The organism is Halorubrum sp. CGM5_25_10-8B (assembly GCF_005435095.1).
GTDB classification, from domain to species: Archaea; Halobacteriota; Halobacteria; order Halobacteriales; family Haloferacaceae; genus Halorubrum; species Halorubrum ezzemoulense.
This window is the reverse complement of record NZ_SGTY01000018.1, coordinates 30,340-56,936: the sequence shown is the minus strand read 5'-3', so window position 1 is coordinate 56,936 and position 26,597 is coordinate 30,340. Positions and strand designations below refer to the sequence as shown.

The 26,597-nt window shown below is 71.1% G+C and carries 28 protein-coding genes; 13 read left to right on the top strand and 15 right to left on the bottom strand.

The genetic code is table 11. The features are described 5' to 3' along the window. Positions 1 to 175 precede the first annotated feature (175 nt). Positions 176 to 1,087: a thiamine-phosphate kinase gene (gene thiL / locus EXE51_RS14720; RefSeq protein ID WP_137692939.1), complete on the bottom strand. Its 912-nt coding sequence runs from the start codon at positions 1,085 to 1,087 to the stop codon at positions 176 to 178. 352 nt (positions 1,088 to 1,439) lie between these two features. On the opposite strand from thiL, the gene EXE51_RS14715 reads away from it, so the two are divergent. Genes EXE51_RS14715 through aceA form a run of 3 tightly spaced genes read left to right on the top strand, consistent with a single transcriptional unit; the run spans position 1,440 to position 3,023 of the window. After that, complete coding sequence (locus EXE51_RS14715) at positions 1,440 to 1,772, top strand: hypothetical protein (protein ID WP_049931564.1); 333 nt, start codon at positions 1,440 to 1,442, stop codon at positions 1,770 to 1,772. After that, the gene (locus EXE51_RS14710; RefSeq protein WP_049931563.1) at positions 1,769 to 1,981 is read left to right on the top strand and encodes a hypothetical protein; all 213 of its coding nucleotides are present in this window, start codon (positions 1,769 to 1,771) and stop codon (positions 1,979 to 1,981) included. The genes EXE51_RS14715 and EXE51_RS14710 overlap by 4 nt, the downstream gene beginning before the upstream one ends. A gap of 4 nt (positions 1,982 to 1,985) precedes the next feature. Then, entirely contained in the window at positions 1,986 to 3,023 is a 1,038-nt protein-coding gene (gene aceA / locus EXE51_RS14705) for an isocitrate lyase (protein WP_086216767.1), read from the top strand. An 88-nt stretch (positions 3,024 to 3,111) separates the two neighbouring features. Here the strand turns inward: aceA and EXE51_RS14700 are convergent, their stop codons facing one another. From EXE51_RS14700 to EXE51_RS14695, 3 genes are all read right to left on the bottom strand, one after another. Next, positions 3,112 to 4,353 carry a CaiB/BaiF CoA-transferase family protein gene (locus tag EXE51_RS14700; protein WP_137692938.1) on the bottom strand — a complete coding sequence of 414 codons (1,242 nt, stop codon included), beginning with the start codon at positions 4,351 to 4,353 and terminating at the stop codon, positions 3,112 to 3,114. Positions 4,354 to 4,489: 136 nt separating this feature from the next. Beyond that, entirely contained in the window at positions 4,490 to 4,654 is a 165-nt protein-coding gene (locus tag EXE51_RS17810; protein WP_167373072.1) for a hypothetical protein, read from the bottom strand. A gap of 58 nt (positions 4,655 to 4,712) precedes the next feature. Beyond that, entirely contained in the window at positions 4,713 to 5,696 is a 984-nt protein-coding gene (locus EXE51_RS14695) for a nucleoside recognition protein (RefSeq protein WP_049931560.1), read from the bottom strand. 117 nt (positions 5,697 to 5,813) lie between these two features. Between EXE51_RS14695 and EXE51_RS14690 the strand changes: the two genes are divergently transcribed. Further along, a complete protein-coding gene (locus tag EXE51_RS14690; RefSeq protein ID WP_137692937.1) occupies positions 5,814 to 6,704 on the top strand; it encodes a hypothetical protein in 891 nt (296 codons plus the stop codon). 386 nt (positions 6,705 to 7,090) lie between these two features. Here EXE51_RS14690 and EXE51_RS14685 read toward each other — a convergent pair whose 3' ends face one another. Then, positions 7,091 to 8,041 carry an aminopeptidase gene (locus EXE51_RS14685; protein WP_049931558.1) on the bottom strand — a complete coding sequence of 317 codons (951 nt, stop codon included), beginning with the start codon at positions 8,039 to 8,041 and terminating at the stop codon, positions 7,091 to 7,093. Positions 8,042 to 8,225: 184 nt separating this feature from the next. Between EXE51_RS14685 and EXE51_RS14680 the strand changes: the two genes are divergently transcribed. Then, a complete protein-coding gene (locus EXE51_RS14680) occupies positions 8,226 to 9,293 on the top strand; it encodes a type II glyceraldehyde-3-phosphate dehydrogenase (protein WP_049931557.1) in 1,068 nt (355 codons plus the stop codon). A gap of 46 nt (positions 9,294 to 9,339) precedes the next feature. Here the strand turns inward: EXE51_RS14680 and EXE51_RS17805 are convergent, their stop codons facing one another. The 4 genes from EXE51_RS17805 to EXE51_RS14665 all read right to left on the bottom strand — a co-directional run bounded on the left by EXE51_RS17805 (position 9,340) and on the right by EXE51_RS14665 (position 13,547). After that, positions 9,340 to 9,516: a hypothetical protein gene (locus tag EXE51_RS17805; protein WP_199234066.1), complete on the bottom strand. Its 177-nt coding sequence runs from the start codon at positions 9,514 to 9,516 to the stop codon at positions 9,340 to 9,342. Positions 9,517 to 9,667: 151 nt separating this feature from the next. Then, positions 9,668 to 9,967: a hypothetical protein gene (locus tag EXE51_RS14675; protein WP_049931556.1), complete on the bottom strand. Its 300-nt coding sequence runs from the start codon at positions 9,965 to 9,967 to the stop codon at positions 9,668 to 9,670. A 91-nt stretch (positions 9,968 to 10,058) separates the two neighbouring features. Next, positions 10,059 to 11,036 (bottom strand): hypothetical protein, encoded by a 978-nt coding sequence (locus EXE51_RS14670; protein ID WP_137692936.1) that lies wholly within the window; start codon positions 11,034 to 11,036, stop codon positions 10,059 to 10,061. A gap of 63 nt (positions 11,037 to 11,099) precedes the next feature. Beyond that, the gene (locus EXE51_RS14665; protein WP_137692935.1) at positions 11,100 to 13,547 is read right to left on the bottom strand and encodes a cation-translocating P-type ATPase; all 2,448 of its coding nucleotides are present in this window, start codon (positions 13,545 to 13,547) and stop codon (positions 11,100 to 11,102) included. Between the two features lie 139 nt (positions 13,548 to 13,686). Between EXE51_RS14665 and EXE51_RS14660 the strand changes: the two genes are divergently transcribed. Further along, positions 13,687 to 14,046, top strand: a complete 360-nt coding sequence (locus EXE51_RS14660) for a DUF5518 domain-containing protein (protein ID WP_137692934.1) — start codon at positions 13,687 to 13,689, stop codon at positions 14,044 to 14,046. 97 nt (positions 14,047 to 14,143) lie between these two features. On the opposite strand, the gene EXE51_RS14655 is transcribed toward EXE51_RS14660, so the two are convergent. Together EXE51_RS14655 and EXE51_RS14650 are read right to left on the bottom strand one after the other, a co-directional pair. Then, a complete protein-coding gene (locus tag EXE51_RS14655) occupies positions 14,144 to 14,617 on the bottom strand; it encodes a redoxin domain-containing protein (RefSeq protein ID WP_086216983.1) in 474 nt (157 codons plus the stop codon). A gap of 97 nt (positions 14,618 to 14,714) precedes the next feature. Beyond that, positions 14,715 to 15,218, bottom strand: a complete 504-nt coding sequence (locus EXE51_RS14650; RefSeq protein ID WP_094553724.1) for a DUF367 family protein — start codon at positions 15,216 to 15,218, stop codon at positions 14,715 to 14,717. A 448-nt stretch (positions 15,219 to 15,666) separates the two neighbouring features. Here EXE51_RS14650 and EXE51_RS14645 point away from each other — a divergent pair, with 448 nt between their 5' ends. The 3 genes from EXE51_RS14645 to EXE51_RS14635 all read left to right on the top strand — a co-directional run bounded on the left by EXE51_RS14645 (position 15,667) and on the right by EXE51_RS14635 (position 19,331). After that, complete coding sequence (locus tag EXE51_RS14645) at positions 15,667 to 16,422, top strand: coenzyme F420-0:L-glutamate ligase (RefSeq protein ID WP_049931550.1); 756 nt, start codon at positions 15,667 to 15,669, stop codon at positions 16,420 to 16,422. Between the two features lie 2 nt (positions 16,423 to 16,424). Continuing rightward, positions 16,425 to 17,408 (top strand): 5,10-methylenetetrahydromethanopterin reductase, encoded by a 984-nt coding sequence (locus tag EXE51_RS14640; protein WP_137692933.1) that lies wholly within the window; start codon positions 16,425 to 16,427, stop codon positions 17,406 to 17,408. 240 nt (positions 17,409 to 17,648) lie between these two features. Next, on the top strand, positions 17,649 to 19,331 hold the full coding sequence (locus EXE51_RS14635) for a methyl-accepting chemotaxis protein (RefSeq protein WP_049931706.1): 1,683 nt from the start codon (positions 17,649 to 17,651) through the stop codon (positions 19,329 to 19,331). Between the two features lie 77 nt (positions 19,332 to 19,408). Here EXE51_RS14635 and EXE51_RS14630 read toward each other — a convergent pair whose 3' ends face one another. Beyond that, complete coding sequence (locus tag EXE51_RS14630; protein ID WP_049931548.1) at positions 19,409 to 19,648, bottom strand: hypothetical protein; 240 nt, start codon at positions 19,646 to 19,648, stop codon at positions 19,409 to 19,411. Positions 19,649 to 19,714: 66 nt separating this feature from the next. Next, positions 19,715 to 20,200, bottom strand: coding sequence for a DoxX family membrane protein (locus EXE51_RS14625; RefSeq protein WP_086219695.1), 486 nt, complete (start codon positions 20,198 to 20,200; stop codon positions 19,715 to 19,717). Positions 20,201 to 20,332: 132 nt separating this feature from the next. On the opposite strand from EXE51_RS14625, the gene EXE51_RS14620 reads away from it, so the two are divergent. Together EXE51_RS14620 and EXE51_RS14615 are read left to right on the top strand one after the other, a co-directional pair. Further along, positions 20,333 to 22,234, top strand: a complete 1,902-nt coding sequence (locus tag EXE51_RS14620) for a site-2 protease family protein (RefSeq protein WP_049931546.1) — start codon at positions 20,333 to 20,335, stop codon at positions 22,232 to 22,234. Between the two features lie 97 nt (positions 22,235 to 22,331). After that, entirely contained in the window at positions 22,332 to 22,847 is a 516-nt protein-coding gene (locus EXE51_RS14615; RefSeq protein ID WP_049931545.1) for a hypothetical protein, read from the top strand. Between the two features lie 71 nt (positions 22,848 to 22,918). On the opposite strand, the gene EXE51_RS14610 is transcribed toward EXE51_RS14615, so the two are convergent. After that, positions 22,919 to 23,962, bottom strand: coding sequence for a succinylglutamate desuccinylase/aspartoacylase family protein (locus EXE51_RS14610; protein WP_086215751.1), 1,044 nt, complete (start codon positions 23,960 to 23,962; stop codon positions 22,919 to 22,921). 110 nt (positions 23,963 to 24,072) lie between these two features. Between EXE51_RS14610 and EXE51_RS14605 the strand changes: the two genes are divergently transcribed. Together EXE51_RS14605 and EXE51_RS14600 are read left to right on the top strand one after the other, a co-directional pair. Then, positions 24,073 to 25,428 (top strand): RimK/LysX family protein, encoded by a 1,356-nt coding sequence (locus EXE51_RS14605; protein ID WP_199234065.1) that lies wholly within the window; start codon positions 24,073 to 24,075, stop codon positions 25,426 to 25,428. A gap of 78 nt (positions 25,429 to 25,506) precedes the next feature. Continuing rightward, complete coding sequence (locus EXE51_RS14600; RefSeq protein WP_049931543.1) at positions 25,507 to 25,959, top strand: hypothetical protein; 453 nt, start codon at positions 25,507 to 25,509, stop codon at positions 25,957 to 25,959. 31 nt (positions 25,960 to 25,990) lie between these two features. Here the strand turns inward: EXE51_RS14600 and EXE51_RS14595 are convergent, their stop codons facing one another. Beyond that, the gene (locus tag EXE51_RS14595; protein WP_049931703.1) at positions 25,991 to 26,545 is read right to left on the bottom strand and encodes a DNA-3-methyladenine glycosylase; all 555 of its coding nucleotides are present in this window, start codon (positions 26,543 to 26,545) and stop codon (positions 25,991 to 25,993) included. Between the last annotated feature and the right edge of the window lie 52 nt (positions 26,546 to 26,597).

Here is a 26,597-nt window from a genome sequence, read left to right as displayed (position 1 = left end):
CCAGCGCGGAGTTCGATCTCGCTCCACAAACGACAAGTCGATCCACGCGGTACGTTCGCTGAGGCGGTCGAAATCTGTCATAGACACTCAGAACTCGTCCGCCTCATCCTCTAACTTAACGCGACCCCGCTCTGCGGGCGCTCATTTATAAGCGAACCACTGGGACCTCGGTGACCTATCCGTCTCCGTGCGTGAAGCCGCGGTCGGGCAGGGGCTCGCCGTCGGCGAGGACGCGCGACCCTCCTTCTTCGGGCTCCTCGACCACCGTCCCGATCCGCGTGAGCCCGGCGGGACACGACTCTTCGACCGCATCAACCTCCGCTTCCGGTACCGCACAGACCAACTCGAAGTCCTCGCCGAAGTGCGCCGCGAGTTCGAACCGCTCCGTCGACCCCTCCACAACCCCCTCGACCGCGGGGTGAACCGGAACCGCGTCCCGCTCGATCTCGATCCCGACCTCGCTCGCCTCGGCCAGCTGGTGACACGACCGCGCCAGCCCGTCCGAGGAGTCCATCATCGCGGTCGCGTGCGGCGCCAGCGCCAGCCCGTCGGCCACGCGCGGCGTGAACCGGAACAGCTCGTTGGCGCGCTCGGTCTCGCCCTCGCCGTCGTTTTTGAAAATCCGCAGCGCCGCTGCGGACCGGCCCCACTCGCCGGTGACGCAGAGCGCGTCGCCCGGTTGCGCCCCGTCACGCGTGACGGCCCCGGCGTCGGTGATCCGGCCGACCGCGGTGGTCGCGGTCGTGAACTCGACGTGTTCGTCGAGGTCGCCGCCGACGTACTCGGCGTCGACCGCCTCGCAGACGTCGACCGCGCCCGCGACGAACCGGGTCAGCTCGTCGCGGTCGAACGCCTCGTTGGCGTAGACGGCGACCGCGGCCCGGGCGGTCGCGCCCATCGCCGCCACGTCCGACAGCGACGCGCCGACTGCGCGCCAGCCGGCTGTGTACCGCGTTGTGCCGGCCGGGAAGTCGGTCCGCTCGTGGAGCATGTCCGTCGTGATGACCGTTCCGTCGACGATGGCGGCGTCGTCGCCCGCGTGCGGGAGGTCGGCCGCGAGAGCCCGGAGAGCGTCGCGCTCGTTCACTACCCTACGCTCCGCGCGGCGGGGTCAATAAGCGATCGGTCCGGCCCGGCTCGGTCTGGCCCGGTCCGACGCCGCCGATGTCGCTCGGCGGCGTCACCGACAGTGTTGTGGACGCTGTCACCGGCGGCGAGGGGCGCGCAGCCCCGGATGTCTTCGTTTGTATGGGCCGTGTTGTCATGGAACATTTAACCGAATAAAACAACATAACGAATATTATCATTATCAATCATTATGTTTATTGTCTTCCTCCGATTTGCTCCGGTCGCAATGGCAGTATCCGTACGCGGACACGCAGCGACCCGAGGCACCGACCCGATCACCAGACGACCGCCGCAACCCCCCACACGACCCGATGACGACACCTGACGACACGCCCGACGACACGACTCGACGCACCGATCGCACGACCGACCGCACGACCGGCTCGGAGCCCGCGGAGCGCTCCGACCGGACTGCTTCTCCGCAGCCGATCCCCGGCCGCATCCCGCCCACCGAGGAGGCCGGCGCGCCGCTGGTCCCGACGATCACGACGCGCCGGACCACGGGGACGCGCTCGCCCGGGTCGCCGCCGCGGGCCGACACCCGTCGCCCGACCCGTCCGCCGGCCGACGACGAGCGCGACGCGCCCATGGTCCCCGACCTGCGTCCCGCCTCGCGGACGCGGACCGACGGGGGTTCGCGATGACGGCGAACGCGACGCGCCGCTCCCGCGAGCGCTCGGCCCGGTCGACCGGCGAGGACGCGTCCCGCAGCACCGTCCCAATGGCGGGGACCGGCGACGGACCGCGCCCGGACCCGACGACGTTCGCGCCGACCGCTCGCCCCGCCGACAAACGCCGATCAGGCCGGCGCACCGCGCCGAACCACACCGCAGACGACGACACCACGCAGTAACCCGATGAATCCCAACGAACTCGACGACGACGTCTTCACCAGAGATATCGACAACCCGGCCGGCCGCCGGCTCCGCGAGCTGTTCGAGGAGCAGGAGTACACGTTCGCGCCGGGGATCTACCACGCCCTCGACGCCCGCCTCGCGGAGATGGCGGGCCTCGACGCGGCCTACATGAGCGGCTACTCGACCGTCCTCGGCCAGTTCGGCTTCCCCGACCTGGAGATGGTCACCATGTCCGAGATGGTCGAGAACGCGAAGCGCATGGTCGAGGCGACGAACCTCCCCGTCATCGCCGACTGCGACACCGGCTATGGCGGCGTCCACAACGTCCGGCGCGCGGTCCGCGAGTACGAGAAGGCCGGCGTCGCCGCCGTCCACATCGAGGACCAGACCTCGCCGAAGCGCTGTGGCCACATCGCCGGCAAGCAGATCGTCTCCCGCGAGCAGGCCCGCTCGCGCTTCGAGGCCGCCGTCGACGCCAAGCAGAGCGAGGACACCGTCATCATCGCCCGCACCGACGCGTACGGCTCCGCCAACGGCGACTGGGAGGAGCACCTCGAACGCGGCCGGATCTACGCCGACGCCGGCGTCGACCTCGTCTGGCCCGAGATGCCCGACCCGTCCCGCGAGGACGCGGTCGAGTACGCCGAGACGATCCACGAGACCCACCCCGACCTCGATCTGGCCTTCAACTACTCCTCCTCGTTCGAGTGGGGCGCCGAGGAGGACCCGCTCACCTTCGAGGAGCTCGGCGACCTGGGCTACCAGTACATCTTCATCACGCTGTACGGTCTCCACTCGGGCGCCCACGCGGCCTACGAGGACTTCGAGAACATCGCGCAGAACGACGAGGAGGCGCAGTTCGACCTCGAAGAGCGGTACATCGGCCACGAGACGGAGAGTCACCACGAGCTCTCCTTCGTCCCGCGGTATCAGGACATCGAGGCCGAGTTCGACCCCGAGGCCCGCGAGCGGCAGGAGGAGTCGGCGGGGTTCACCGAAGACGAGAGCGACCCGATCACGGCCGAAAACGACGACTGAGCGCCCGGGAAAACCGGTGACCGAGCGCTCGGCGGCGACCGACGGCGGAGCGCTCGACGGAACCCGGCCACCGAGCGTCCCGTCGCCGTCAGCCGTCCGGAATCGCTCCCCGTTCTTTCAGCTCCGCGATGTCGCCGTCGCCGTAGCCGTACTCGTCGAGAACTGACTCCGTGTGTTCGCCGAGCGCCGGCGGGTGGCGCCGGACGGTCGTCGGCGTCCGGGAGAAGTGCATGGGCGAGCCGGGGAACGTGACGGTGCCCGCGGTCGGGTGTTCCGTCTCGGCGACCATCCCGCGCGCCTCGATTTGGGGGTCGGCGAACACCTCGCTCACGTCGCGGACGCGGCTCGCGGGCACGTCGTGTTCCTCCAGGACCGCGGTCGCCTCGGCGGTCGTCATGGACGCGAACGTCTCGCTCAGCTCGCGGTCGAGCTCCTCCCGGTGGCGGACGCGGCCCTCGTTGGTCTCGAACCGCTCGTCCGCGAGCAGGTCCGGGCGGTCGATCGCGCGGCACAGCGGCGGCCAGAACGGGTCCGACGAGCAGGCGACGACGACGTACCCGTCGCTCGTCTCGAACGCCTGATACGGGACGATGTTCGGGTGTTTGCTCCCCATCCGTCCCGGCGGCTCGCCGCTGGCGAAGTAGTTCGTCGCCATGTAGCTGGTCCAGGCGGCCTGCCCGTCCAGCAGGCTCACGTCGATCTTCTGGCCGCGGCCGTCGCCGAGTTCGCGCTCGAGGAGGGCCGCGAGGATCGCCTGCGTCGCGTACATCCCCGCGCCGACGTCGGCGAGCGCGACGCCGATCCGGACCGGCGGGCCGTCCTCGACGCCCGTGAACGACATGAACCCGCCCCGCGCCTGCATCATGATGTCGTAGGCGGGCTTGTCGCGGTCGGGGCCCCACTCGCCGTAGCCGGAAATGCCGCAGTAGATCAGCCCGGGGTTCTCGTCGACGAGGTCGCCGTAGTCGAGGCCCCACTCGGCGGTCTTACCGACCCGGAAGTTCTCGACGAGCACGTCGGCCTCGCGGGCGAGGTCCCGCGCGACCGCGCGCCCCGACTCGGTCGTCAGGTCCAACTGGATCGACCGCTTGTTCCGGTTAACGCTGACGTAGTAGGCGCTCTCTTCGCCCTCGCCCTCGCCGAACGCTGGCGGGACCCATGTCCGCGTCTGGTCGCCCTGTCCGGGCCGCTCGATCTTGAGCACTTCGGCGCCGAGGTCGCCGAGCTGCATGGTACAGAACGGGCCGACGAGCACGCGAGAGAGGTCCAGCACGGTGACGCCATCCAGCGGTCCGGTGTCGCCGTCGGGATCGCGCGCCTCACCGACCACGCGCGTTCACCCCCGCGGACCGTCGCCGAATTCGGTTCATGTGTCCCGGGTCAGTCCCGGGGGTACTGAGTGTTGCGGCGGCGCCGCGGACGGAAACCCGGGGCCGGCGAGGAGGCGGCGCCGGCGAACGGTTTCGTCAGGCCGGAAGCGTGTCGATGCCGTCGATCTCGACGTAGCCGTAGCCGCAGTCGGGACAGCGCCACTTCGTCTTCTCGCCGAGGTGGAGCGTCATCGCCGCGGTCCGGTAGAACGAACGAGACCCGCCGCAGTCGGGACAGTCCACGTCCTTTTCGAGCGCCATGTGCGCCGATCGATCCGGGCCGGTGTTGAACCTACTGATTCGGGCTCCACCGGCCCTGTCACCACACCGGCGCGAGCAGCAGCGCGACCGTCGCCGAGATGAAGACGAGCTTGAGCGCGGTGTTGACGGCGATCACCTTCGTCCCGAACGAAGGCCCCCAGATCCCGTACTGGAACGGGATCGAGCGCCGGAACGTGGAGACGGCGAACGAGAGGATGCTCCCGATGAGCAGCGACGCGACCGCGGTCCGCGTCGTGAAGATCCCGGCCTCCGTCCCGGCGAGGGTCGCCGCGCCCGCGGTCGTGTCGAGCGTGAACACCGCGATGACCGGCACCGCGGCACCCGGCAGGCCCAGCACGCTCGTGATCGGCTCCGCCACGCTCGTCAGGGCCGCCACGTCGTAGGTCGTGACGAGCCAGATGACCAGCGTGTACACGACCGCGAGCCGCGGGACGATCCGCCGGAGGGTCCGCCACGACTTCCCGGCCGCGTCGCGCACGCGCTCCCGGTCGGTACGGTCGTCGTCCTCGGGCCCGGTCGCCTCGACATCGGCGAGCGCGGCGCGGTCGACGTTCGACTCGGAGAGGAGGAACCCGCCCGCGACGACGCCGGTGACGGTGATCAAAAGCGCGATGCCGGCGCGCGCGCCGACGTAGACGGCGCCGGTGGTGACGCCGAGGATCGGGATCAACACCGGGACGTAGTAGGTGAACACGTGCTGGACGAAGCCGAAGAACGTGTTCATCGTCACCGCGACGAGCGTCGCCCGGTCGTCGAGCAGGCCCGACTCGCGGAACTCCGCGAGCGTCGCGTAGCCCGCGGTCGTCGACGCCGCGGTCGTGAGGATCGCCGTGCCGACCTCGTCCGGGAGGTTCGCCGGTCGGGTGAGCCACCCCGCGAGCCCGGCGACGTACCGGACCAGCCCGAACGCGACGGCGACGTTGGCGGCGAAGACGCCCCCCGCGATGAACGCCGTGATCCGGGCAAGTCGGGGGGCCACCTCCGCGAGCAGCGTCGAGAACTCGGCGGCGACCGATTGCACGAATCAGCGTACGCGAGGGGCGCTCAAATGGCCGTCGGAACGGGCGGGCGTCCCCGGAGGGTCGGAACGCGCGCCGCCGCGCGGGGCTTATGTCCCGCCGCGGAGAACGGCCCTCCGATGGCTCCCGCCGAGGATGACATCTCGATCGATGAAAAGCGCGTGTACGCGGGCAGCGCCGGCCGCACCGACGCCTACGTCGCGACGGGGACGGGGATCGTCCGCGTCTCGCTGTCGGCCGACAAGGTCGGCGCGTTCGACATGGTCGCCCGCGACCCCGCCCGCGATGTCACCGTCCTCGCTCGCGGCGGCGGCCCCGACCTCGCCGTCGCGGCCACGCCCGCCGGGCTCTCGGTCGCCGCGGTCGGCGACGACCCGGCGTTCGAGTCGGTCGACGACGAGCCGGCGGTCGCGGTCGGCGCGGCGAGGGACCGTGACGACGCGCTCCTTGTCGCCCGCGAGGACGGGGCGATCGAGCGCATCAACGTCGGGGAGGGCGACGAGGCGACGGTCTCGTCGACGACGCGGATCGGAACCGTCACCGACCCGCGCGCGGTCGACGACGGTCTCGTCGCGGGCGGGAAGGCGGTGTACCGGGTCGGTGAGCGCGGCATCACCGACGTCGGCCTCGACGACGCGCGCGACGTGGCCGGCGCCGGGATGCCGCTTGCGGCGACCGGTGCGGGGCTCTACTGGCTTGGCAACGGTTGGATGACGGCCCGGGAGGCGGTCGCGGAGGCGGTCGCGTCCGACGGCGACGGGCACGCGATGGCGGTCGTCGGCGGTGACCTGCTCGTTCACTCGGACGGGGCCGGCGAGTGGGGCGAGGAGACGTGGACGCCCGCGGACCTGCCCGTGGACGAGACGCCCGTCGCGCTCGGCTACGGCCCCGGCGTCTCGGTCGGGGTGACGGACGCGGGAACGCTCTGCGTCGACGCCGGCGACGGGTGGCGACACCAGGTGGTCGGCGTTCGCGACGTGGCGGGCGTGGCGCTCGCGGTCGTAGAATAGGCAGAGTACGTCGATGTTGACGGCTCGGTGGGAGCTCCCTCCAAATTCCCCGTCGGATTATAAACGGGATTCAGCAGGTCGGCGGTGAATACTCCCAAAGCCCCAGCCGCGAATCGGGCGCACGCTCGCTGTGGTCCTCAGTCGCTCGCTTCGCTCGCTCTCTGCGGTCATTACTTCGCCTGCGCCCGATTCGCGCCTGCCCGTTTGAGTCCCGCCCCGCACCGCACCTCACGCCTCCCCAGCCTCGTCGGTGGCTCTCCGCTTCGCTCCGACCCACCGACTCCCTCGCGCGGTGCTGTCTCGCGGCCGCCGATGGCGGCCGCTCGTCGGCACGCGCCAGCGCCTCGATAGTTTGTAAGTGGGGCATATTTTCTCTCACGGACGTTTCACGCGCTCGGCAGGTCGATCTCGTCCCCGTCGGCGTAGACCGTCGGGTCCCGGATGATCCCGTCGAGGTGGAGCGGCGCGTCCGTCTCGCCGCCGATCCCGACGTTGTCGCCGATCGCGATGTGGACGGTCCCGCCCGCCTTCTCGTCTAAGAGGACTGACCCGACGAGTTCCGCAACGCCGCCGTTGGTGCCGATGCCGAGTTCCGCGAGGTTGTACGCCGCGTCGCCGACCTCGTCGGCGGCGGCCTCGACGTCGGCGCGGATCGCGTCGTCGGCGATCTCGGTCACGAACCCGTCCTCCACCTCGAACGCCAGCTCCCGCCCGTCGTCGAGCAGTCCGTGGGGCATCATCGTCCCGTCGACGACGAAGGTCCCGGTCGCGCTCGCGGGCGCGACGAACACCTCGCCGGCGGGGAGGTTCGAGAAGTCGCCCGGGTCGCGGACCATGCCGGTGTCGGCGAGCCACTCGCGGTCGCCGACCTCGAAGGTGATGTCCGTGCCGGCGGGCGCGGTGACGCGGACCTCGCTGGCGTCGCCGATCTGCCCCAGCACGTCGTCGCAGGCGGCCTCGATGGCGGCGTAGTCGGCGTCGAGCCCCGTCGTGAACACGTCCTCGGTGATCCCGGGCAGCGTCGCGCCGCGCGCGCCGGCGTCGCAGGCCGCGCCGCGGGCGCGGGTGTGGCTCAGGCTCTTCGTCGTCGGCGCGAGGAAGGCGTCGGCCTCCGCCATCGCGGCCGCGACCGGTGCCGGCGGCTCCGTCCCGTGCTGTTCGGTCGGGGGGTACCGGAGGAGCGTCGCGTCGTCGGTGACGGCGCTCGCGGCCGCGTACAGCGCCTCGCCGATCGGCTCGCGCTCGTCGTCGGTGACGACCGCGACCGATTCGTCGGGAGCGACGTTCAGACACTGTTCGACCGCGGTCGTCGCGGCGTCGGAGAGGTCGGCTGCCATGCCAGCGTCTCCGTTCGGCCGGGCGTTAGGCCTTGTCATCGCTGAGTTTACTCTATTCCGTAATTGAATTATTTACGTCCGGTGCCGATCGGCGTCGAATTAACCGATCGATTACTCGTGGGGTAGTTAATTTCATTTCACCCACCTCGAAAAGATTATACCGATTCCCGAGCGAGGGACAGATATGATACGCGTGGGCGTCAACGGCTACGGCACGATCGGGAAACGGGTCGCGGACGCCGTCGCGGCCCAGCCGGACATGACACTTGTCGGCGTGACGAAGGCGTCGCCCGACTACGGCGTCGAGGCCGCGGCGCGGCGCGGCTACGACCTGTACGCGGCGGTCGAGGACCGCGTCGAAGACTTCGCGGCCGCCGGCGTCGACCTGTCCGGGATCCTCGGCGACCTGCTCGACGCCGTCGACGTCGTCGTCGACTGCGCGCCCTCCGGCGTCGGCGAGCGCAACGCGCCCGTCTACGAGGCCCACGACACGCCGGCGATCTTCCAAGGCGGCGAGGACGCCGCCGTCGCCGAGGCCTCCTTCAACGCCCGCGGTCGGTTCGAGGCGGCCCGCGGCGCGGACGCGGTCCGCGTCGTCTCCTGTAACACGACCGCGCTCTCGCGGCTGCTCGCGCCGCTCGACGAGACCTACGGCGTCGAGAAGGCGCGCGTCACGCTCGTGCGCCGCGGCGGCGATCCGAGCGAGACGGACCGCGGCCCGATAAACGACATCGTTCCCGACCCCGCGGCGGTCCCCTCTCATCACGGTCCGGACGTGAACGAGATTCTTCCCGACCTGCCGGTCGACACCGCGGCGCTGAAGGCGCCGGTCACGGGGATGCACACCCACAGCGTCAACGTCACGCTGGAGAGCGACCCCGACTCGGGGGCCGTCCGCGACCTCCTCGCCGACGAGGACCGGATCTTCCTCGTCCCGGAGGCCGCGGGCATCGACGGCGCGGGCGCGCTGAAGGAGTACGCCGCCGACGCGGGGCGGCCCCGCGGCGACCTCTGGGAGAACTGCGTCTGGGAGGAGTCGATCAGCGTCACCGGGCGAGACCTGTACCTCTTCCAGAACGTCCACCAAGAGGCCGACGTGGTCCCGGAGAACGTCGACGCGATCCGCGCGATGACGACCGACGTCGACGCGGCCGAGTCGGTGGCGCGGACGAACGAGACGCTCGGCGTGGGTCTCGAAAGTCGGCTCGGGAACGACGGGCCGGCGCGCGCGGAACTGACGGCCGACGACTGACGCCGTAGTCGCGGTCTTTTCGGTCGCTACCGTCCGGAAGCCGCCGTCACTCGGTCGGTCGCGTGACGAGGAACGTCCGGCCGCCGCGGCGTTCGAGGTGGACCTCGCTCCCGTCGACGCGGTTCACGCGGACTCGGTCCGGGAGGCGGTCGGTTCGACAGTCGGTGATGTCCACGCCCGTGGGCGTCGCGTACCGGGGTCGGTCGGCGGTGACTGCGCTCATACACCTAGTTCGGCCCGGAACGCTCCTATAACCGAGCCATCCGCGGAGTGAAAGTGAAAGTGGACGATCCGCTGCCGCTCGCCGGTGATTCGGACAGTCGGGCTCGCCGCCGGCGGTCCGCTGTCGTCCCTCTCGGCGGTCCGCTGTCGCCCTACCGCCGGAGGCCGGTCGCCTCGTCGTCCTCGACGAACCGCACCGTGAAGTAGTCGTAGCCGCCGTAGGCAGCATCGAGCGCGCCCATCCACCAGTTCCACCGCTCCACCAGCGAGGAGTCGTCCGGCGCGTCCTCCATGTGTCCGATCACCCCCGTCACGGTCAGGCCGTGGCCGCGGTCCTCGGAGGGCCGTCCGGAGTCGACGAGGTCGCGGGCCGCCCGCGAGACGGCCCGCCGCTCGGCCTCGGTCCCGCCGAACTCGTCTTCGAGCGCGCGTTCCAGACGCTGTCTGTCCATGAACGAGTTTGGGTGCGCAGGTATATGAGTCGCGTGGTAGGGGGTGTCAGGTCCGGTGTCGCGACGGGGTTGCGTCGACTCCGCGGGCGACTCACAACCGCGCCGCGAGCGCGAGGAACAGCAGCGAGAACGGGGCCGTGAGCAGCGCCAGCGCCAGTCCGCCCGCTCCCTCGCCGGCCGCAACGGCCATGAGGAGGCCGACTACGAGCGAGGACGATCCCAGCGTCGCGAGGGTGAGCCGCTCCGGGACGCTCGCCCGGTCCGGCCCGTCGCTCTCCGCCAGCACCGCGCCGAGCGCGGACTCGACCGCGTCCGCCCGGTCGCGGGGGACGAACAGCCACGGCGTCGACCGGAACCACGCGTTCCCCCGGTACGCGAGCAGGAACACCGTCGTCCACGGGAGGTCGATCCGGCGCGTCCTGACGACCGCCCCGAGGTCGTCGCTCCGAGTTCGGTCGCGCGCCGGATACGTCCGCGCGATCGCCCGCTCGGCCGGGTCGAGCCGAACGGCGACCCCCGACGACTCGGCGACCGCCGGCACGAACCAGACGACCCAGAACAGCGGCCAGAGGGCCGGCAGGAAGTCAGTCGGCAGCGCCAGCGCCGCCGCGACGACCGCGCCGAGCCCGGCCAGCGTCCAGCCGGGCCGAAGCGTCTCTGCGGCCTCGCGCAGTCGGGCGACGGACGGCTCCCCGACCGAACTCTCGCGGTACACGGCGTACAGCACCGGCACGGTACCGAGCAGAAGCGCGAGCAAGAGCGCGACCCCGACGGCGATCGCCTCGGCCCCGACGCTCGGGACCGCGAGGTCGCCGGACGCGATACCCGCGATCCCCCCGGCGGCGACGGTGCCGAAGACGACGAGGACCGCGCCGGCGATTCCGACTGACACCCCGATCGCGAGCGAGCGCAGTCGCTCGTGGCGGACCGGCCCCCACTCGATCGGGTCGGGTTCGGCGACCGTCTCGGAGACGCTCCGGTCGCCGTGGGGGTCGGGCCGGACCTCCGCGGACTCCGTGCGGTCCATCGCCTCCTCGGAGGTGGAGGGCGTCCCGCGCTCGGAGGGCATACGAGCGCAGTTACCGCCGCGGTAATAAAAAGCGTGAGGCCGGCTTCCGGGTCGACTGACCGGCTACTGCTCCGACGCGGCGGCGTCCGCGTTCGGCCCGGCCGCGTCCGTCGCCGCCCCGGAGGGCTCCGCGGGCTCGACGTTGCCGAGCCGGAGCGCGTTCCCGGTGACGCCGAGGCTCATACCCATGTCGCCGACGACGACGGCCATCGCGACGCTCACGTAGCCGAGGGGAGCGCCCGCGGCGAGTAGCGCCTTCACGGCGAGGGAGGCCCCGATATTGGTTCGGATCGTCGAGCTCGCGCGCGAGGCGAGGTCGGCGACGTACGGGAGCCTGGTCAGGTCGTCGGCCATCAGCGCCACGTCCGCGGTCTCGATGGCGGTGTCGGTGCCGGCGGCGCCCATCGCGACCCCCACGTCCGCCGCCGCGAGCGCCGGGGCGTCGTTGATCCCGTCCCCGACCATCGCGACGCCGCTGTCGGTCTCGGCGGCGAGTTCACGCACCGCCGCGACCTTTTCGTCGGGGAGCAGATCCGCGCGCACCTCGTCGACGCCGACGCGGTCGCCGGTCGCCCGCGCGGTCCGCTCGTTGTCGCCGGTGAGCATCGCGACCCGGTCGACGCCGAGTTCGTGGAGGCGGTCGACGACCCACGCCGCCTCCGGACGGACTGTGTCCGCGACCGCCACGACGCCCTCCAGTTCCGCCTCGGTCCCGACGAGGACGACCGTCTTCCCCTCGGCCTGAAGCCGCGGAATCGTCTCGCTCGCTAGGTCGAGGTACTGCCCGTGGTCGCAGGGCTCGGGCTCCGCGGCGGCGCTCGCCTCGCTCCCGCGCGCTCCGTCTCCGCCAGCGTCGTCGGCGTCGTCGCGCTCCCGAACCACCCCTCCGTCAGGGCGGACGTGGGCGTGGCTCAGGTCGAAACCGAGGTCCTCGAACAGCGAGGGCTTGCCGGCGTAGTGGGTCTCGCCGTCGATATCAGCGAGGACGCCTTCGCCCGTGAGCGTCTCGAAGTCGGTGACCTCGGTCTCGTCGCTGGACCCGGTACCGGCGGCCTCGGAACCGGCGGCGTCAGTGCCCCGCACCACTATCGCCTCCGCCACCGGGTGTTCGCTCCGTCGCTCGATGGCGGTCGCGCACGCGAGCACGTCGTCGGCCTCGCGGTCGCCGAGGGGGACCACGTCGGTCACCGACAGCTCGCCGCGCGTGAGCGTCCCGGTCTTGTCGAGCGCGACGACGTCGACGTCGCCGGCCGCCTCCAGGTGTTCGCCGCCCTTGATCAGGACGCCGTTCCGGGCGGCCGCGGTCACGCCGGAAACGACGCTGACGGGCGTCGAGATGACGAACGCGCAGGGGCACGCGACGACGAGCAGGGTGAGTCCGCGGACGAACCACGTCTCCGCGCCGCCGCCGACGAGGACGGGGCCGAGCGCGGCGGTCGCGACCGCGCCGACCACGACGATCGGGGTGTAGACGCCTGCGAAGTGGTCGACGAACCGCTCGGCGCGCGTCTCCTCGCCGTTGGCGGCCTCGACGAGGTCGACGACCCTCGCGATGGTCGACTCCTCGGCGGGCGCGGTGGCCTCAACCTCGAGGTAGCCGGCCTCGTTGATCGAGCCGGCGTACACCTCGTCGCCGGGCTCCTTCTCCGCCGGGACCGACTCGCCGGTGATCGGCGACTCGTCGACCGCGCCGGAGCCCTCGCGGACCACCCCGTCGAGCGGGACGCGATCGCCGGGTCGCACCGCGAGCCGCTCGCCCGTCGCGACGGCCTCGGCGGGGACCGTCTCCTCCTCGCCGTCCCGGATCACGACCGCCTCGTCGGGGGACAGCTCCATCAGCTCGCGGAGGGAGGTGCGCGCCCGGTCGATCGAGTAGCGTTCGAGCAGCTCGGCGACCGAGAACAGCACCGCGAGCGTCGCCGCCTCGAACGGGAGGTCGACGAGCAGCGCGGCGACGACCCCGACGCTCATCAGCAGGTCGATGTCGAGGCTCACCCCCCGCAGCGAGTAGAACCCGTTCCGGAGGATCGGCGGCCCGGCGACCCCGACCGCCAGCAGGTACGCGACCGAGGCGCCCGTGACGGCCCACGGCCCGAGGAAGCCGACGCCGCCGATCGTCGCGAACGTCGGGTCGAGCCCGGGGAGCAGCCACTCGAGGGCGAGCCCGACCGCGAGGAAGGCCCCGCCGACCGCGGTGGCGATCGCGCGGGGGCTCGTGAACAGGCCGTCGGCGACGCCGTCGGACTCCGCATCCGCGACCGCGTACCCCGCGCCCTCGACGGCGGCCGTCAGCGCCTCCACGTCCGTCGCCTCCGGATCGTACGTGAGGACGACGACGCCCGTCGTGGGCCGAGTGTCGACCGAGCGGACGCCCTCCCGATCGAGCGCGCCCTCGACTTTCCCCGCGCACGACGAGCAGTCCATGTCCGGCACCGCGAGCCGGAGCTGCGCTCCCGTCGGCGCGCTCCCGTCCGACTCGTCGGGATCGGCTGTCGGGTTCGATTCGCTCATTAGCTGAACGTCGCTCCCGGAGCGTTATTAATCTAGCTACCACATAGAGGCATTATTTTATAAGAGATTAATAAAAATAGATTCGAAGTAAACAAATTCGACGAGGAAGTATTTACCTCCGAGCCGGCTACCCGCGGGTATGACAGACTGGCGCGCCGTCGGCTCCGGCTTCGTCGTGATGCTGATCGCCGGGCTGCTGGCCACGCTCGTCCCCGTCGTGGGCCACGTCGGCGCGGGACTCATCGGCGGGTTCGTCGCCGGCTACGTCGCCGCCGGCGGGCTGCTCTCCGGCTTCTGGCACGGCCTGCTCGCGGGCTCGGTGAGTGGCGTGGCCGTCACGCTCCTGCTCGCCGCGTTCGGCGGCCTCGTCGGACTGGCCGGTGGCCCACTCGGAAGCCTGCTCGGTGGCGCGGGGGTCCTCGTCGTCGGACTGTTCCTGACGCTGCTGTTCGCGGTCGACTCGGCGCTTGCGGGTGCTATCGGCGGCGTCCTCGGATAGCGGGATCGGCTCGAAGCGGTCCGTCGCTGCGGGGCTCCGGTATCTTATTACAATAGAACCGCGGACGCGACGGGACCGGCCGCCCCGCGACCGGAATTCACGCGCTCTCGACGGCGTCGAGGACCGCCTCGTAGTCCGGCTCGTTGGTCGGGTCGTCGGCGACCCAGTCGAAGACGACCTCGCCGTCGTCGTCGATCACGAACACGGCGCGGTTCGCGATGCCGTGGAGGCCGAGTTCGGCGATGTCGATCTCGAGGTCGTACGCGCGGATCGCGTCGCCGGCCATGTCGCTCACGAGGTCGAACTCGATCCCGTGCTCCTCGCGGAACGCGCCCTGCGAGAACGGCGAGTCGGCGCTGATCCCGAAGAGAGTCGCGCCGGCCTCCGCGAAGGCGTCGGCGCGCTCTTGGAAGGCGATCATCTCGTTCGTACACGGCGGCGTGAACGCGCCGGGGAAGAACGCGAGCACGACCGGCCCGTCGCCGATCTCCTCGTCGAGGTCGAACGGCTCGTGATCGCTCGTGCCGACCGTCGCGGTGAACGCGGGTGCGTCGTCGCCTGTGGATACCATCGACTCTCGATACGGCTGATTCACGCAAAAGCCTTGTCGCGACCTCGTTCGGTGCCGGTATTGGCCCGCTACCGTCTCGGGCCGAACCCGCACCGAGTCACTCGCGGTCGAGGTACTCCTGTTGGATGTCGACGATCTCGCCGGAGTTCTCGCAGTCGGCGTACCGGCGGAGCGGCTCCGCGTTGAGTTCGAGGAACGTCTCGCCCCACGTGAACTTCGACAGGGCGCGCTCGGCGCGGTCGCGCTCGCCGAGAATCACCAGCGCCGCGGCGAACGCCTCGACGGTGGTGAGCCGCATCGGACGGCCGAAGTTCACGGGGTTGGCGGCGACGAGGTAGGGCAGCGCGCGGTGCTCGCCGGGGAGCGAGAACATCTTCTCGCCCGCCGACTCCCACGAGCAGTCGAGCGCGACGAGCGCGGTCTCGGCGGCCCGCTCGGCGTCGACGGGCGAGAGCGCGCGCTCGGCGTGGGGGTTGAGGACGACCCCGTACGGCGTGGCTCGGTCCGAGCGGTGGAGCTCGGCGAGGTCGAAGCGCGCGAGCTTCCGGGCCGTACACTTGTCGGGGTCGTCGTCGCCCTCGTACCGGACGTGGAGGTCCACACTCGGCGTTCGACGGAGTCGCGTATAAGCCGTACGGACGCCGTCGGCAGAAAAAATGCGGGTGGTCGACGCCCGCGCGCCGTCACGGGGCGCGGGTCTGCGTCACGATCGGTTCGCCGTCGTCGGCCTCTTCGGGGACGCGCGTCCGCGTCCCGATCGGAGCCGATTCGCCTTCGGTTGTCAGTTCCTTCATCGCGTTTTACAGTATTTACTCGGTGTGTAAAAAATTTTGGCTGAAATACCTATTATCCGCCCTTTGTCCTTATATAAACATGGTTTTTTGGTATTTATACCAACGAATGTTTTAGCAAATACTATTTTTGTGCCTGATCAAACGCGCCAGTTATTCGCCAGTCCGCCGCGAATCGGACTCCGCCGCTTCGTCCCGATACCGTCAAACCGGCCCGGTACCGGCGGGATTTTTCCTCGTCGCCGCGCAGGTGATCGTATGGAGCTGTTCGCGGTTCCGGACCTCCCGGAGATCCGGGAGGGAGACGACCTCGCGGCCATGATCGGCGAGCGCGTCGACCTCCGCGAGGACGACGTGGTCGTCGTCGCCAGCACGGTCGTCTCGAAGGCCGAGGGACGCGTCTTCGACCTCGACGACTTCCCGGCCGGCCCCCGGGCCCGCGAGGTCGCCGACCGGCTCGCCGAGATAGCGGACGAGGAGAAGGATCCGCGCTTCGCGCAGGCGGTCATCGAGGAGTCGACGGAGCTGGTCATGGAGGCGCCGTTCCTCCTCACCGCGACGCGCTTCGGGCACGTCGGCGTCAACGCCGGCATCGACCGCTCGAACGTCCCGGACGGCGACCTGCTGCTGCTCCCGGAGCGCCCCACCGAGAGCGCGGAGCGCATCCGCGACGGACTCGCGGCCGACCGCGTCGTCGTCAGCGACACCTCCGGTCGTCCCTTCCGGCACGGCCAGCGCGGGGTCGCGATCGGCTGGGCCGGGCTACCCGCCAGCCGCGACTGGCGCGGAGAACGCGACCGCGACGGCCGCGAGATGGGCGTCACCGTCCAGAACGTGATCGACGAGCTCGCCGCCGCCGCCAACCTCGTCGCCGGCGAGGGCGCGGGCGGCACCCCGGTCGTCGTCGTCCGGGACTGGGAGTTCGGCGACCACGACGGCTCGGACAATCACTTCCGCGAGGTCGAGGGCGACTTCGTCCGGCAGGCCCTGCGGGAGTGGACCTTTCAGGAGTAACCATGCTCGGAATCGAACTCACCCCAGAACACGAGCTGTCTCGCCTCGTCGACCTCGGCGTCCGCGCCGAGGAGGCCGGCTACGACGCCGTCTACTCGACGTGTCACTACAACAACCGCGACCCGTGGGCGTTCCTCTCGCGGCTCGCGGCCGCCACCGACTCGGTCCGGCTCGGTCCGGGGGTCGCCAACCCCTACGAGACCCACCCGGTGACGCTCGCGTCGAAGGTCGCGACCCTCGACGAGGCCTCCGAGGGGCGCGCCGTCTTCGGGCTCGGCCCGGGCGACCCCTCGACGCTCGCCAACCTCGGCCTCGAAGGCGAGCGCGGGCTCCGCTCGGTGCTGGAGGCGTTCAAGACCGCACAGCGGCTCTGGGCCGGAGAGCGCGTCGACCACGAGGGCACCTTCGACGCCGCGGACGCCGGGCTCAACTACGAGCCGCCGCAGGGCGCGGACATCCCGGTCCACGTCGGCGGCGAGGGGCCGCACATGTGTCGGATGGCCGCGAAGCACGCCGACGGCCTCCTGTACAACGGCTCGCATCCGAAAGACCTCGCGTGGGCCCGCGAGCAGGTCGACGACGGCCTCGACGACAGGCCCGATAGCCGGGGCGAGTTCGACCTGATCGCCTACGCCGCGGTGTCGGTCGCCGAGGACGGGGCCGCCGCCCGCGAGGCCGCCCGGCCGCCGGTCGCGTTCATTGCCGCGGGCGCGGCCCCGCCCGTCCTGAAGCGCCACGGGATCGACCCCGACGCCGCGAGCGAGATCGGTGACCGCGTCTCGGCCGGCGAGTTCTCCGCCGCCTTCGAGCGCGTGACCCCCGAGATGGTCGACGCCTTCTGTATGGCGGGCACCCCCGAGACCGTCCGCGAGCGCGCCGCCGCCGTCGCCGAGCACGCCGACGGCCTCGTCGTCGGCTCGCCGCTCGGGCCGGACCTCGAGGCCGCCGTCGACCTCGCGGCCGAGGCGGTCGACGGGCTGTTCTGAGGTTCGTCGACTGGGTTCCCGAGGCGCGTCGGCGGCGGCGGTTCCGGGCCGCGTCGGCGGCGCCCGCACTGCTTTCACGCACGCTGGCGGCGGATTCTCGCCCGCTGACAATCGAGAATCGCTGCTGATAACGCCGGCGGGAGGTTCATAACCCGTTCTCGTCGAGGGCGAAGTATGTCCACGACACGACAGCGCCGCCCGGGTGTCCGCGGGCGGTACGAGGCCCTCCTGTGGCGGACGATGGACGCGCTCGGCGTCACCGAATCGATAGAGCGCAAGGTCGTCACGGCGGTCGGCATCCAGTTTCTCGTCACGGTCGGCATCTTTCTCACTCAGTTTCTGATCTCGGGGACCGCCGCGTACGTCGTCTCGGGGGCGCTGTTCCTCGGCGCGGTCGTCGCCATCTACAACACGCTGCTCATCGTTCGACAGGACTTCGTCGGCCCGATACGCGCGCTGGAGCGTCAGGCGGAGGCGATCGCCGCGGGGAATATCGACGACGCGCGTGAGCCCGACGCGACCGGGTCGTCGGGCGGCGACGCCGCGGGCGCCCTCGACCCGACCCAACCCGACGAGATCGGGAGCCTCGTCGGCGCCTTCGGCGAGGTCCACGGGTATCTCACGACCGTCTCCGCGCAGGCGGAGGCCCTCGCCGATCAAGAGTTCGACGACCCCGCGCTCGACGAGGAGGTCCCGGGCGCCTTCGGGGCGTCGCTCGACGAGATGGCCGAGAACCTCGCGGCCTACACCACCGAGCTGGAGGCGCTCGTCGACGCCTTCGGCGATGCCGCCGAGCGCGCGCAGGACGGCGACCTGACGGCGACCATCGACGGGGACGCGCTGGCGACCGACGAGGGCCGGTACGTCGAGATCGTCGACAACTACAACCGGCTCGTCGCGACGCTCGGCGAGACGGTCGGCGAGGTCGGCGGGTTCACCGCCGACGTGGCCGGGGCCGCGGACGAGGTGCGCGCGAGCATGGACGAGGTCGACGACGCGAGCGGCGAGGTCGCGCGCTCGGTCCAGGAGATCTCCGACGGCGCGGCCGAGCAGACGGACGAGCTGGAGGCGATCGCGAGCGAGATGAACACGCTGTCGGCGACCGTCGAGGAGATTGCGGCGAGCGCCGACGACGCGGCCGAGACCGCGCGCGACGCCGCCGAACGTGGTCGCTCCGGCCGCGAGGAGGCGGCCGAGGCGATCGCGGAGCTTGAGACGCTGGAGACGCGGATCGGCGAGACGGCGGCCGCGGTCACGGACCTCGCGGACCGGGTCGGCGAGATCGACGAGATCGCGGCCGTGATAGACGAAATCGCGGAGGAGACCAACCTGCTCGCGCTGAACGCCTCCATCGAGGCGGCGCGCGCCGACGGCTCCGGCGACGGGTTCGCGGTCGTCGCCGACGAGGTGAAGTCGCTCGCCGAGGAGACGCGCGAGTCGGCGGGGGAGATCTCCGGGCGGATCGAGGAGGTCCAGACCGCGTCGGCGGAGACCGCCGCCGACGCCGAGGCGATGGAGGCCCAGGTAGCCGAGGGGGTCGAGACGATCGAGTCGACGCTGCGGGAGTTCGAGGGCGTCGTCGAGGATGTGACGAGCGTCGACGAGACGGTCCAAGAGATCAGCGACGCGACCGACGACCAGGCGCGCACCACGCAGGAGGTCGTCGACATGGTCGACGGCGTCGCCTCCGTGAGCCGACAGACCGCGACCGAGGCGGAGACCGTCGCGGCCGCGGCCGAGGAGCAGACCGCGACCGTCTCCGAGGTGACCGGCCGGGTCCACACGCTCTCGGACCGGTCCGACGACCTGTTGGCGCGGCTGAACGAGTTCGAGGTTCCCGACGGGGGCGACGGTGCCGAAACCGTCGACGGTCCGGGGGCCGGCGCCGAGGTGCGGTCGGCGACGGGCGCCGACGACGACTGAGGACGCGGTCGGCGATCAGTGCTGACGACGACTGAGGACGGTCTGGGCGCGACGAGGTCGGCGACCGGCGCCGCCGACTACTCCGAGCGCCCGCGTCCGCCGAGCGAGGGCAGGTTCACGCCAATCTCACCGAGCAGCGCGCCGACGGCGGCGTAGCCCAGCGCGCCGACGGAAGCGATAATCAGGACCTGTCCGACGAGGACGAGCAGCGCCGACAGCGGGTCGCCGGCGCCGAGGATGAGGTCGTTCAGGAAGATGTCGACGAACCGCCCGACGTCGCCGACCAGCCGGGAGACGAAGTCGATGAGCGCCATCATGAGTCACGCTTGTACCGGGGGGTACTTGGGTGTTGAGTTCGCGGCGGGACCTCGATCGCTCCGGAACTACGCTTCCGAACACGGCTCCGACGGGTCGTCGTCGCGCGCGTACCGCAGCGCCCAGGCGATCAGGACGCCCTGAAACGGCAGGCGGGCCAGCGCCGCGAGCCGCGCCGGAGCGACGAGTCGGTCCGGGAGGAGGTCGTCGAGGGTGTCGCGCCGGGCGAGGTGGACGTTCGCCGGAAACACGGCGAGGAGGAGGGCGACGATCCCCCACGCGGACGGGCGCCGCGTCCGCGGTATCGCGACGCCGACCCCGAGGAGTATCTCGGCGATCCCGGAGAGGTACACCAGCCCGACGGGCCGGGGGAACGACGGCGGGATCGCCTCCGCGAACCGATCCGGGATCAGGAAGTGGGCGACCCCGGCGGTAACGTACGCCGCGCCCATGAGGGGCGCGAGCGAGCGTTCGGCGGCGTCCGACTCGACGGGATCGGGCCGTCGGCGCGCGGGCTGTGCGTCTGCGGCGTGGGACCGGTCGGCGTCGGCCATCGGTCCGACGCACGCACCGGACGCGTATCAGTCCTCCCCGACGGCCGCGGCGGGCCGTATCGGTGCGCGCGGTGCGGCCGAGGGTTCCGGGAACCGAACCCCTTACGAGCGGGCGAGCCCAACGGCGTGGTAATGAACACGTTGTTCTGGGTGCTGACGGGGGTCCTCGCGTACTCCGCGGTCGCGATGTGGCTGCGGAACGAGGGGATCCTCCCGGACGCGGTCAGGATCTCCGGACCGGTGTTGACGCTCCGGACCCTCCGCGGGCGCGCCTTCCTCGGCCGACTGGCGGCGCCGAAGCGGTTCTGGCGCGCGGTCGCCAACCTCGGCCTCGGCGGGGCCTTGGTGGCGATGGTGGCGTCGTTCGCGCTCATCCTCTCGTCGGCGATGTCGGCGTTCACGAACGCACAGCCCGCCGCGATCCAGCAGCCGCAGAACTTCCTCATCATCCCCGGCGTCAACGACTTCCTTCCCCTGTCGGTCGCGCCGGAGATCGTCGCCGGGCTCGGGGCCGCGATGGTGATCCACGAGGGGGCACACGGGCTCCTCTGCCGGGTCGAGGGCATCGACATCGACTCGATGGGGCTCGTCTTCTTCGCGCTGCTCCCGGTGGGCGCGTTCGTCGAACCGGACGAGGAGGCGACGCAGGAGGCGTCTCGCGGCGCGCGCGCACGGATGTTCGCTGCCGGCGTCACCGCGAACACCGTCCTCACGATCGTCGTCTTCGCGCTCCTCTTCGGCCCCGTGGTCGGCGCCATCTCGCCCGCGGCGGGCTACGCGGTCGGCGAGGTCAACCCCGGCTCCCCGGCGGCCGCGGCCGACATCTCGCAGGGCGACCGGGTCGTCGAGGTCGCCGGAACGCCGATCGAGACGAGCGCCGAGTTCGAGTCGGCGATCGCCGACGCCGGCGACTCGGTTGCGCTCACGGTCGACGACGGCGACGCGCGGGAGACGGTGCGGGTCGACCGCGAGCTACAGGTGGTCGGGTCCGCCGGCGGCAACCCCCTCGGTGTGAGGATCGAGGGCGCACCGGTGACGATCGCGGCGGTGAACGGCGAGCCGGTCGCGACCGAGTCGGACCTCTTCGCCGCGGTCGGCGACGACGAGCGCGCCGCGCTGACGGTGACCGGCAACGCGACCGTCGTCGACCAGGTCCGCGACGCGCCCGGCGCCGAGGACGCCTCGGGCGTCGAAACGGCCGACGGCGAGGCCGCCGTCACCGTCCCGGACGTGCCGATCGGCGCGTACGTCGTCGGGGTTCAGGAGGACGGGCCGATCCACGACGCGGGCGCCGCCCTCGGCGAGCCGCTGACGATCGTCTCGGTCGACGGCGAGCGCGTCGTCGACAACGGGGCGCTCTCCGCGGTCCTCGGCGAGCGCGAGCCGGGGGAGACCGTCCCCGTCACCGTCTACGACGCTGACGGCGAACGCGACACGTACGAGGTCGAACTCGACGCCCACCCGAACCGCGACGGCGGCTTCGTCGGCGTCAGCGTCTTCCCCGGGACGAGCGGGCTCGCGCTCGACGACGTGGGCGTCACCGAGTACCCCGCCGGCGCGTACCTCGAACTGCTCGGCGGCGACGGGGGCGAGGGGACCGCCGGCGGCGTCCCGCTCGGCGGGGTCACCGACTCGCCGCTCGGCTTGGTGTTCGTCGCGCTCATCCTGCCGCTCGGCAGCCTGTTCGGGCTCCCGTTCAACTTCGCGGGGTTCACCGGCGACCTGACCAACTTTTTCGTTGTCGAGGGGCCGCTCGCGGTGCTCGGCGGCGGGACGTTCCTGCTCGCAAACCTCCTGTTCTGGTCGGGGTGGATCAACATCCAGCTGGCGCTGTTCAACTGCCTGCCGGCGTTCCCGCTCGACGGCGGCCGCATCCTCCGGATGGTCGCCGAGGCGGTGATCAGCCGGGTCCCGATCAGCGACCGGCACGCCGCGGTGCGGACGATCACGGTCTCGTCCGGCCTCGTCATGCTGACCGGACTGATCGCGATGATCTTCGGCAACCAGATCCTCACGGCGCTCGGGCTGATCTGAGGCCCGGCGCCACGTCTCGGCCGATGGCGGAGCTGTTCGGCTGCGGCCGGCCGCGCGGCTCGGAAAGGCTCAACTCCCGGCCCGCCGAAAGCAGCGTATGCGCGCCCCGCTCGCGGCCGCCGCGCTCGTCGCGCTCGGCGTCCTCCTGATGGCGAACCCGCTGTTCCTCCCGGTCTCGGTCGGCGAGGCCGACCCGGCCTACACCCACACCGTTCGGTCGGTGACCGCCGGGTCGTCGGTGGGTCTCGACGCTCCGACCGACGAAGGTCTCGACGACTCGAACGCCGTCGTCGCGTACGCCGACCTTGACCCCGCCGCCCGCGCGGCGTTCGACCGCGCCCGCGACGCCCCCGAGGGCGCGTTCGGCGTCGAGAGCCCCGACGAGCGCGTCGACTCGCTGTCGTACCCGACCGACCCGACGCTCGGCGACGGACTGCTGATCGTCGAGCTCGACGGCGAGCGGTACGAGTTCTGGACCCGGACCGTCGAGCGCGAGCCGGGCGCGGTCGTCGCCCAGCGGGTCGTCCTCCAGCCGGTGGCGTTCCTCGGCGGCTTCCTCGCGGTTGTCGCCGGGGCCGCGGTCGGGCTACGGGAGCGGCTCGGCGAGGGGTGACGGGTCGGTGTCACGGCCACGACGGCGACGTACGAACCCAGAGCGCGACCCGTCGACCACAGAGGGCGACCTCACTTCCCGGCCGTCGGCGTCGGTTGGCCGACGGGCTTCGGCGCGCTGCCGGCCTCGATCGCCCGACGGGTCGACTCACCGATCTCGACGAGGTGACACAGGGGGTTCCCGGGGTAGACGACCGGGTTCTCCAGCAGGCCGATCAGGAGCCCGGTGAACGGGGCCTCCACCGCGACCGCGTCCTCCTTGAACGGGTTGGTGATCGTCGCGATGCGCTCGCCCTCGCGGACGAGCGAGCCGCTCTCGAAGTGGGTGTCGACGATGCCGCCGGAGTCGGCGCGCAGCCACGTCTTCTCGCCCGCCCCGGCGACAACGGTGCGCCAGCCGGGCCAGCGAACCGTGTCGGTCTCCAGGAGTCCGTACTCCGCGAAGACGGATTTGACGCCGTCGAGCGCGTCGTCGATGAGCGGGCGCTGGAACCGGTGGGCCTCCCCCATCTCGATCGTGATCGTGGGGATGTCGGCGTCGGTCGCCTCGCCGCGGAGCGTGCCGCTCGGCCCGTCGCTGTCGATGATCACCTTCGAGCCGAACGCCATCGCGAGCCGGTACACCGACTCGTCGGTCATGTCTGCGCGGACGTGGAGCATGTTCGTCCGGCCGCGGGTGGAGGTGTGGAAGTCGAGCCCGAAGTCGCACGGCGCGATGAAGTTCTCGTAGATCCGGTGGGCCATCCGCTTCGAGCTGGTCGACCCGGGCTTCCCGGGGAACGACCGGTTCAGGTCGCGGTCGTAGACGGGGAGGTACCGCTGCTGGGCGAGGAAGCCGGGCACGTTGAGGACGGGAAGACAGACGAGCGTGCCCGAAAGCGCCGAGAGGTCCCACTCGTGGGCGACCTCGCGGACGACCTCGATTCCGTTGAGTTCGTCGCCGTGGGCGGCCGCGGTCAGGAAGGCGGTCGGCCCGTCGCGCTCCCCGTTGACGATCGTGACCGGGATACGGACGGGGTCGCCGAGGTACGTCTCGCTGATGCCGTAGCGGATGTTCTGCGTTTCGCCGGGCGGCACCGCCCCGCCGTTGTACGTGAACGCCCGGTCCTCGCTCATGGCAGACCGGAGCGCGGCGTCGGGTATATATATGGCGACCCGGAGACTCCGGATCTCGTCCGGCCGAAACGATCGGGGCGTCTTTTACGTCGGCCCGCGCAGTGAGAGGTATGAGTTCGGACTCGGTTCGGGTGGGAGTGTTGTCGCTGCACAACAGCAAGGAGACGAAGGCGATCTGTAACGCCGTCGAGGACCTCGGCCACGAGCCGGTGTGGCTCCGCGAGGAGAACGCCGCGGTGAGCGTCGAGGACGGCGAGGTGGCGGTCGAGCCCGCGGTCGACGTGATCGCGAACCGCCTGCTCTTATCGAACACCGACCAGCCCGCGGAGCTGCTCGGGCTGGCGGCGACGTTCGAGCGCATCCGGCCAATGCTGAACGAGCCGAACGCGGTGCTGGCGTCGATCCACAAGTTCGCGACGGCGGCGACGCTCGCCGACTGGAACATCCGCGTGCCCGACGCGCTGCTCGCGCTGTCGAACGAGCGCCTCAACGAGGGCCGCGAGCGGTTCGGCGACGTGGGCGTGTATAAGACCGCGATCGGCACCCACGGCGGCGGGACGTGGAAGGTCGACCTGACCGAGCGCGTGAACCCGAAGGTCGGCAACCGGCAGGCGTTCCTCCAGCGGCTCATCGACCGCGACGACGAGAAGCACCGCGACCTGCGGGTGTACGTCGTCGGCGACGAGATCGTCGGGTCGATGTACCGCTACGCGCCCGAGGGCGACTGGCGCACCAACGTCGCGCTGGGCGGCGCGGTGGAGGACGCCACCGACGACATGCCGCAGGAGGCCGCCGACACCGCCCTCTACGCGGCCGAGGTGATGGGGCTCGACTACGCCGGCGTCGACCTCGTCGAGGGGTACGACGGCTGGTACGTCCTCGAAGTGAACCCCACGGCCGGGTTCAAGGGGCTGTTCGAGGCGACCGGCACCAGCCCGGCCCCGCACATCGCGAAGCTGGCGATCGAGACGGTCGGCGGCGAGGTCGAGGACGAGGCGGTCGAGCGCGTCGCCGCGACCCTCGACGACTCGCGGCCGTCCTGCGCGCCCGCGCCGAAGCCGACCCCCTCCGAGCAGCCCGACATCGGCTACATCGAGGAGGTCGTCGTCACGGGCACCTCCGGCTCGACGCAGGCGCTCGCGAAGTCGGACACGGGCGCGACCCGGACGAGCATCGACACCCAGTTGGCCGCCGAGATCGGTGCGGGTCCGATCAAGAGCATGACCCGGGTCAAGTCGGGCAGCGTGAAGGGCGGGAAGGCCCGGCCGGTCGTCGACCTCGTCATCGGTATCGGCGGCAACCAGCACACCGTCACCGCGAGCGTCGAGGACCGCGAGCACATGGAGTACCCGCTGCTGCTCGGCCGCGACATCCTCACCGACTACCGGGTCGACGTACGGCGGCGCGCCGACAGAGACGAGGCCGAGCGCGACGAGGCGGGCGAAATCCTCGAAGAGGAGGAGTAGACCCGTCCGGCGCCGCCGAAATCTGGCTCACGCGCGTCTGACAAAAGTATAAGACCGAGGCTGTCGAGGACACGACACATGGTGAAGAGCACGGTCCGGTTTCCCGAGTCGGTGGTCGAGGAGATCGAATCGCTCGTCGACGAGGGGCAGTTCGAGAGCAAGTCGGAGTTCTACCGCTTCTCGGCCGACTACGTGCTCTCCCGGACCCTCGACGAGTACGACCCGGAGACGATCGACTACGAGGCGATCGAGTCCGAGGTGATCCCGGACGCGGACCGGACGCTGGGCGCGGACGAGGAGACCGACGGCCCCCCGTTCTTCGAGTCCGTCGCGTTCGTGCGGAAGCTCGCGCTCCGGGAGAAGTTCAGCGACGCCGAGGACTTCATCGACCACCAGTACGTCCCCGGTGATCGGCACGCGGTCCTCTTAGAGGAGATCCTCCGGCTGTACCGCGAGGACGCGGCGAGCGGTGACCGAGCCCCGGCCGGCGACCCCGAGCCCGAACCGGAGCAGTCGACCCGGACCCGATAGCTCGGCCCGTCGTTCCTCCACGAGAGCGCGGTCAGGACTCGTACTCGGCCCAGATGTATCGCGTCCCGTAGCTCCGGTACGGGCGCCACGCCTCGGCGATCTCGCGCATCTCCGCGCGCGACAGCGATTCCCCACCGTTGTACACCAGCTCGATCCCTTTCCGAACCGCCAGGTCGCCGAGCGGGAGCACGTCCTCGCGCCCGAGCGCGAAGACGAGGTACATCCTCGCGGTCCACTCGCCGACGCCCGTGATCTCGGTGAGCCGGTCGACGACCGCCTCGTCGCTTACGCCCGCCAACTCCTCGCGCGTGAGGTCGCGCTCGTCGTCGCGAAACGCGGCGGCGGCGTTGCGCAGGTAGTCGACCTTCGTGCCGCTGAGCCCGGCCTCGCGCAGGGCCGCCTCGTCGGCCGCGAGGACGCGCTCCGGGGTCGGGTCGCCGCCCACGACTTCCACGAACCGCTCGTGGATGGCCGCCGCAGAGGCGGTCGAGAGCTGCTGGTTCACGATCGAGGTACAGAGCCGCGCGAACTCGTCGTCCGCGGGCGCGACGTCGAGGGGCCCGTGTCGGTCGACGAGCGTCGCCATCGTCGGGTCCTCGCGGAGGACCTCGATCACCGGGTCGTCTACGTCCGCGGCC

Excerpts from the sequence above, each read along its gene's own strand:
- EXE51_RS14710 (WP_049931563.1), top strand. The coding sequence starts at position 1,769 with ATGACGGCGAACGCGACGCGCCGCTCCCGCGAGCGCTCGGCCCGGTCG.
- aceA (WP_086216767.1), top strand. The coding sequence starts at position 1,986 with ATGAATCCCAACGAACTCGACGACGACGTCTTCACCAGAGATATCGAC.
- EXE51_RS14610 (WP_086215751.1), bottom strand. The coding sequence starts at position 23,962 with ATGAGCGAGGACCGGGCGTTCACGTACAACGGCGGGGCGGTGCCGCCC.
- EXE51_RS14635 (WP_049931706.1), top strand. The coding sequence starts at position 17,649 with ATGGACGCGCTCGGCGTCACCGAATCGATAGAGCGCAAGGTCGTCACG.
- EXE51_RS14665 (WP_137692935.1), bottom strand. The coding sequence starts at position 13,547 with ATGAGCGAATCGAACCCGACAGCCGATCCCGACGAGTCGGACGGGAGC.
- EXE51_RS14640 (WP_137692933.1), top strand. The coding sequence starts at position 16,425 with ATGCTCGGAATCGAACTCACCCCAGAACACGAGCTGTCTCGCCTCGTC.
- EXE51_RS14655 (WP_086216983.1), bottom strand. The coding sequence starts at position 14,617 with ATGGTATCCACAGGCGACGACGCACCCGCGTTCACCGCGACGGTCGGC.
- EXE51_RS17805 (WP_199234066.1), bottom strand. The coding sequence starts at position 9,516 with ATGAGCGCAGTCACCGCCGACCGACCCCGGTACGCGACGCCCACGGGC.
- EXE51_RS14615 (WP_049931545.1), top strand. The coding sequence starts at position 22,332 with ATGCGCGCCCCGCTCGCGGCCGCCGCGCTCGTCGCGCTCGGCGTCCTC.
- EXE51_RS14625 (WP_086219695.1), bottom strand. The coding sequence starts at position 20,200 with ATGGCCGACGCCGACCGGTCCCACGCCGCAGACGCACAGCCCGCGCGC.
- EXE51_RS14605 (WP_199234065.1), top strand. The coding sequence starts at position 24,073 with ATGAGTTCGGACTCGGTTCGGGTGGGAGTGTTGTCGCTGCACAACAGC.
- EXE51_RS14620 (WP_049931546.1), top strand. The coding sequence starts at position 20,333 with ATGAACACGTTGTTCTGGGTGCTGACGGGGGTCCTCGCGTACTCCGCG.
- EXE51_RS14675 (WP_049931556.1), bottom strand. The coding sequence starts at position 9,967 with ATGGACAGACAGCGTCTGGAACGCGCGCTCGAAGACGAGTTCGGCGGG.
- EXE51_RS14595 (WP_049931703.1), bottom strand. The coding sequence starts at position 26,545 with ATGGCGACGCTCGTCGACCGACACGGGCCCCTCGACGTCGCGCCCGCG.
- EXE51_RS14660 (WP_137692934.1), top strand. The coding sequence starts at position 13,687 with ATGACAGACTGGCGCGCCGTCGGCTCCGGCTTCGTCGTGATGCTGATC.
- EXE51_RS14645 (WP_049931550.1), top strand. The coding sequence starts at position 15,667 with ATGGAGCTGTTCGCGGTTCCGGACCTCCCGGAGATCCGGGAGGGAGAC.
- EXE51_RS14600 (WP_049931543.1), top strand. The coding sequence starts at position 25,507 with ATGGTGAAGAGCACGGTCCGGTTTCCCGAGTCGGTGGTCGAGGAGATC.
- EXE51_RS14670 (WP_137692936.1), bottom strand. The coding sequence starts at position 11,036 with ATGCCCTCCGAGCGCGGGACGCCCTCCACCTCCGAGGAGGCGATGGAC.
- EXE51_RS14715 (WP_049931564.1), top strand. The coding sequence starts at position 1,440 with ATGACGACACCTGACGACACGCCCGACGACACGACTCGACGCACCGAT.
- EXE51_RS14680 (WP_049931557.1), top strand. The coding sequence starts at position 8,226 with ATGATACGCGTGGGCGTCAACGGCTACGGCACGATCGGGAAACGGGTC.
- EXE51_RS14685 (WP_049931558.1), bottom strand. The coding sequence starts at position 8,041 with ATGGCAGCCGACCTCTCCGACGCCGCGACGACCGCGGTCGAACAGTGT.
- EXE51_RS14630 (WP_049931548.1), bottom strand. The coding sequence starts at position 19,648 with ATGATGGCGCTCATCGACTTCGTCTCCCGGCTGGTCGGCGACGTCGGG.
- EXE51_RS14690 (WP_137692937.1), top strand. The coding sequence starts at position 5,814 with ATGGCTCCCGCCGAGGATGACATCTCGATCGATGAAAAGCGCGTGTAC.
- EXE51_RS17810 (WP_167373072.1), bottom strand. The coding sequence starts at position 4,654 with ATGGCGCTCGAAAAGGACGTGGACTGTCCCGACTGCGGCGGGTCTCGT.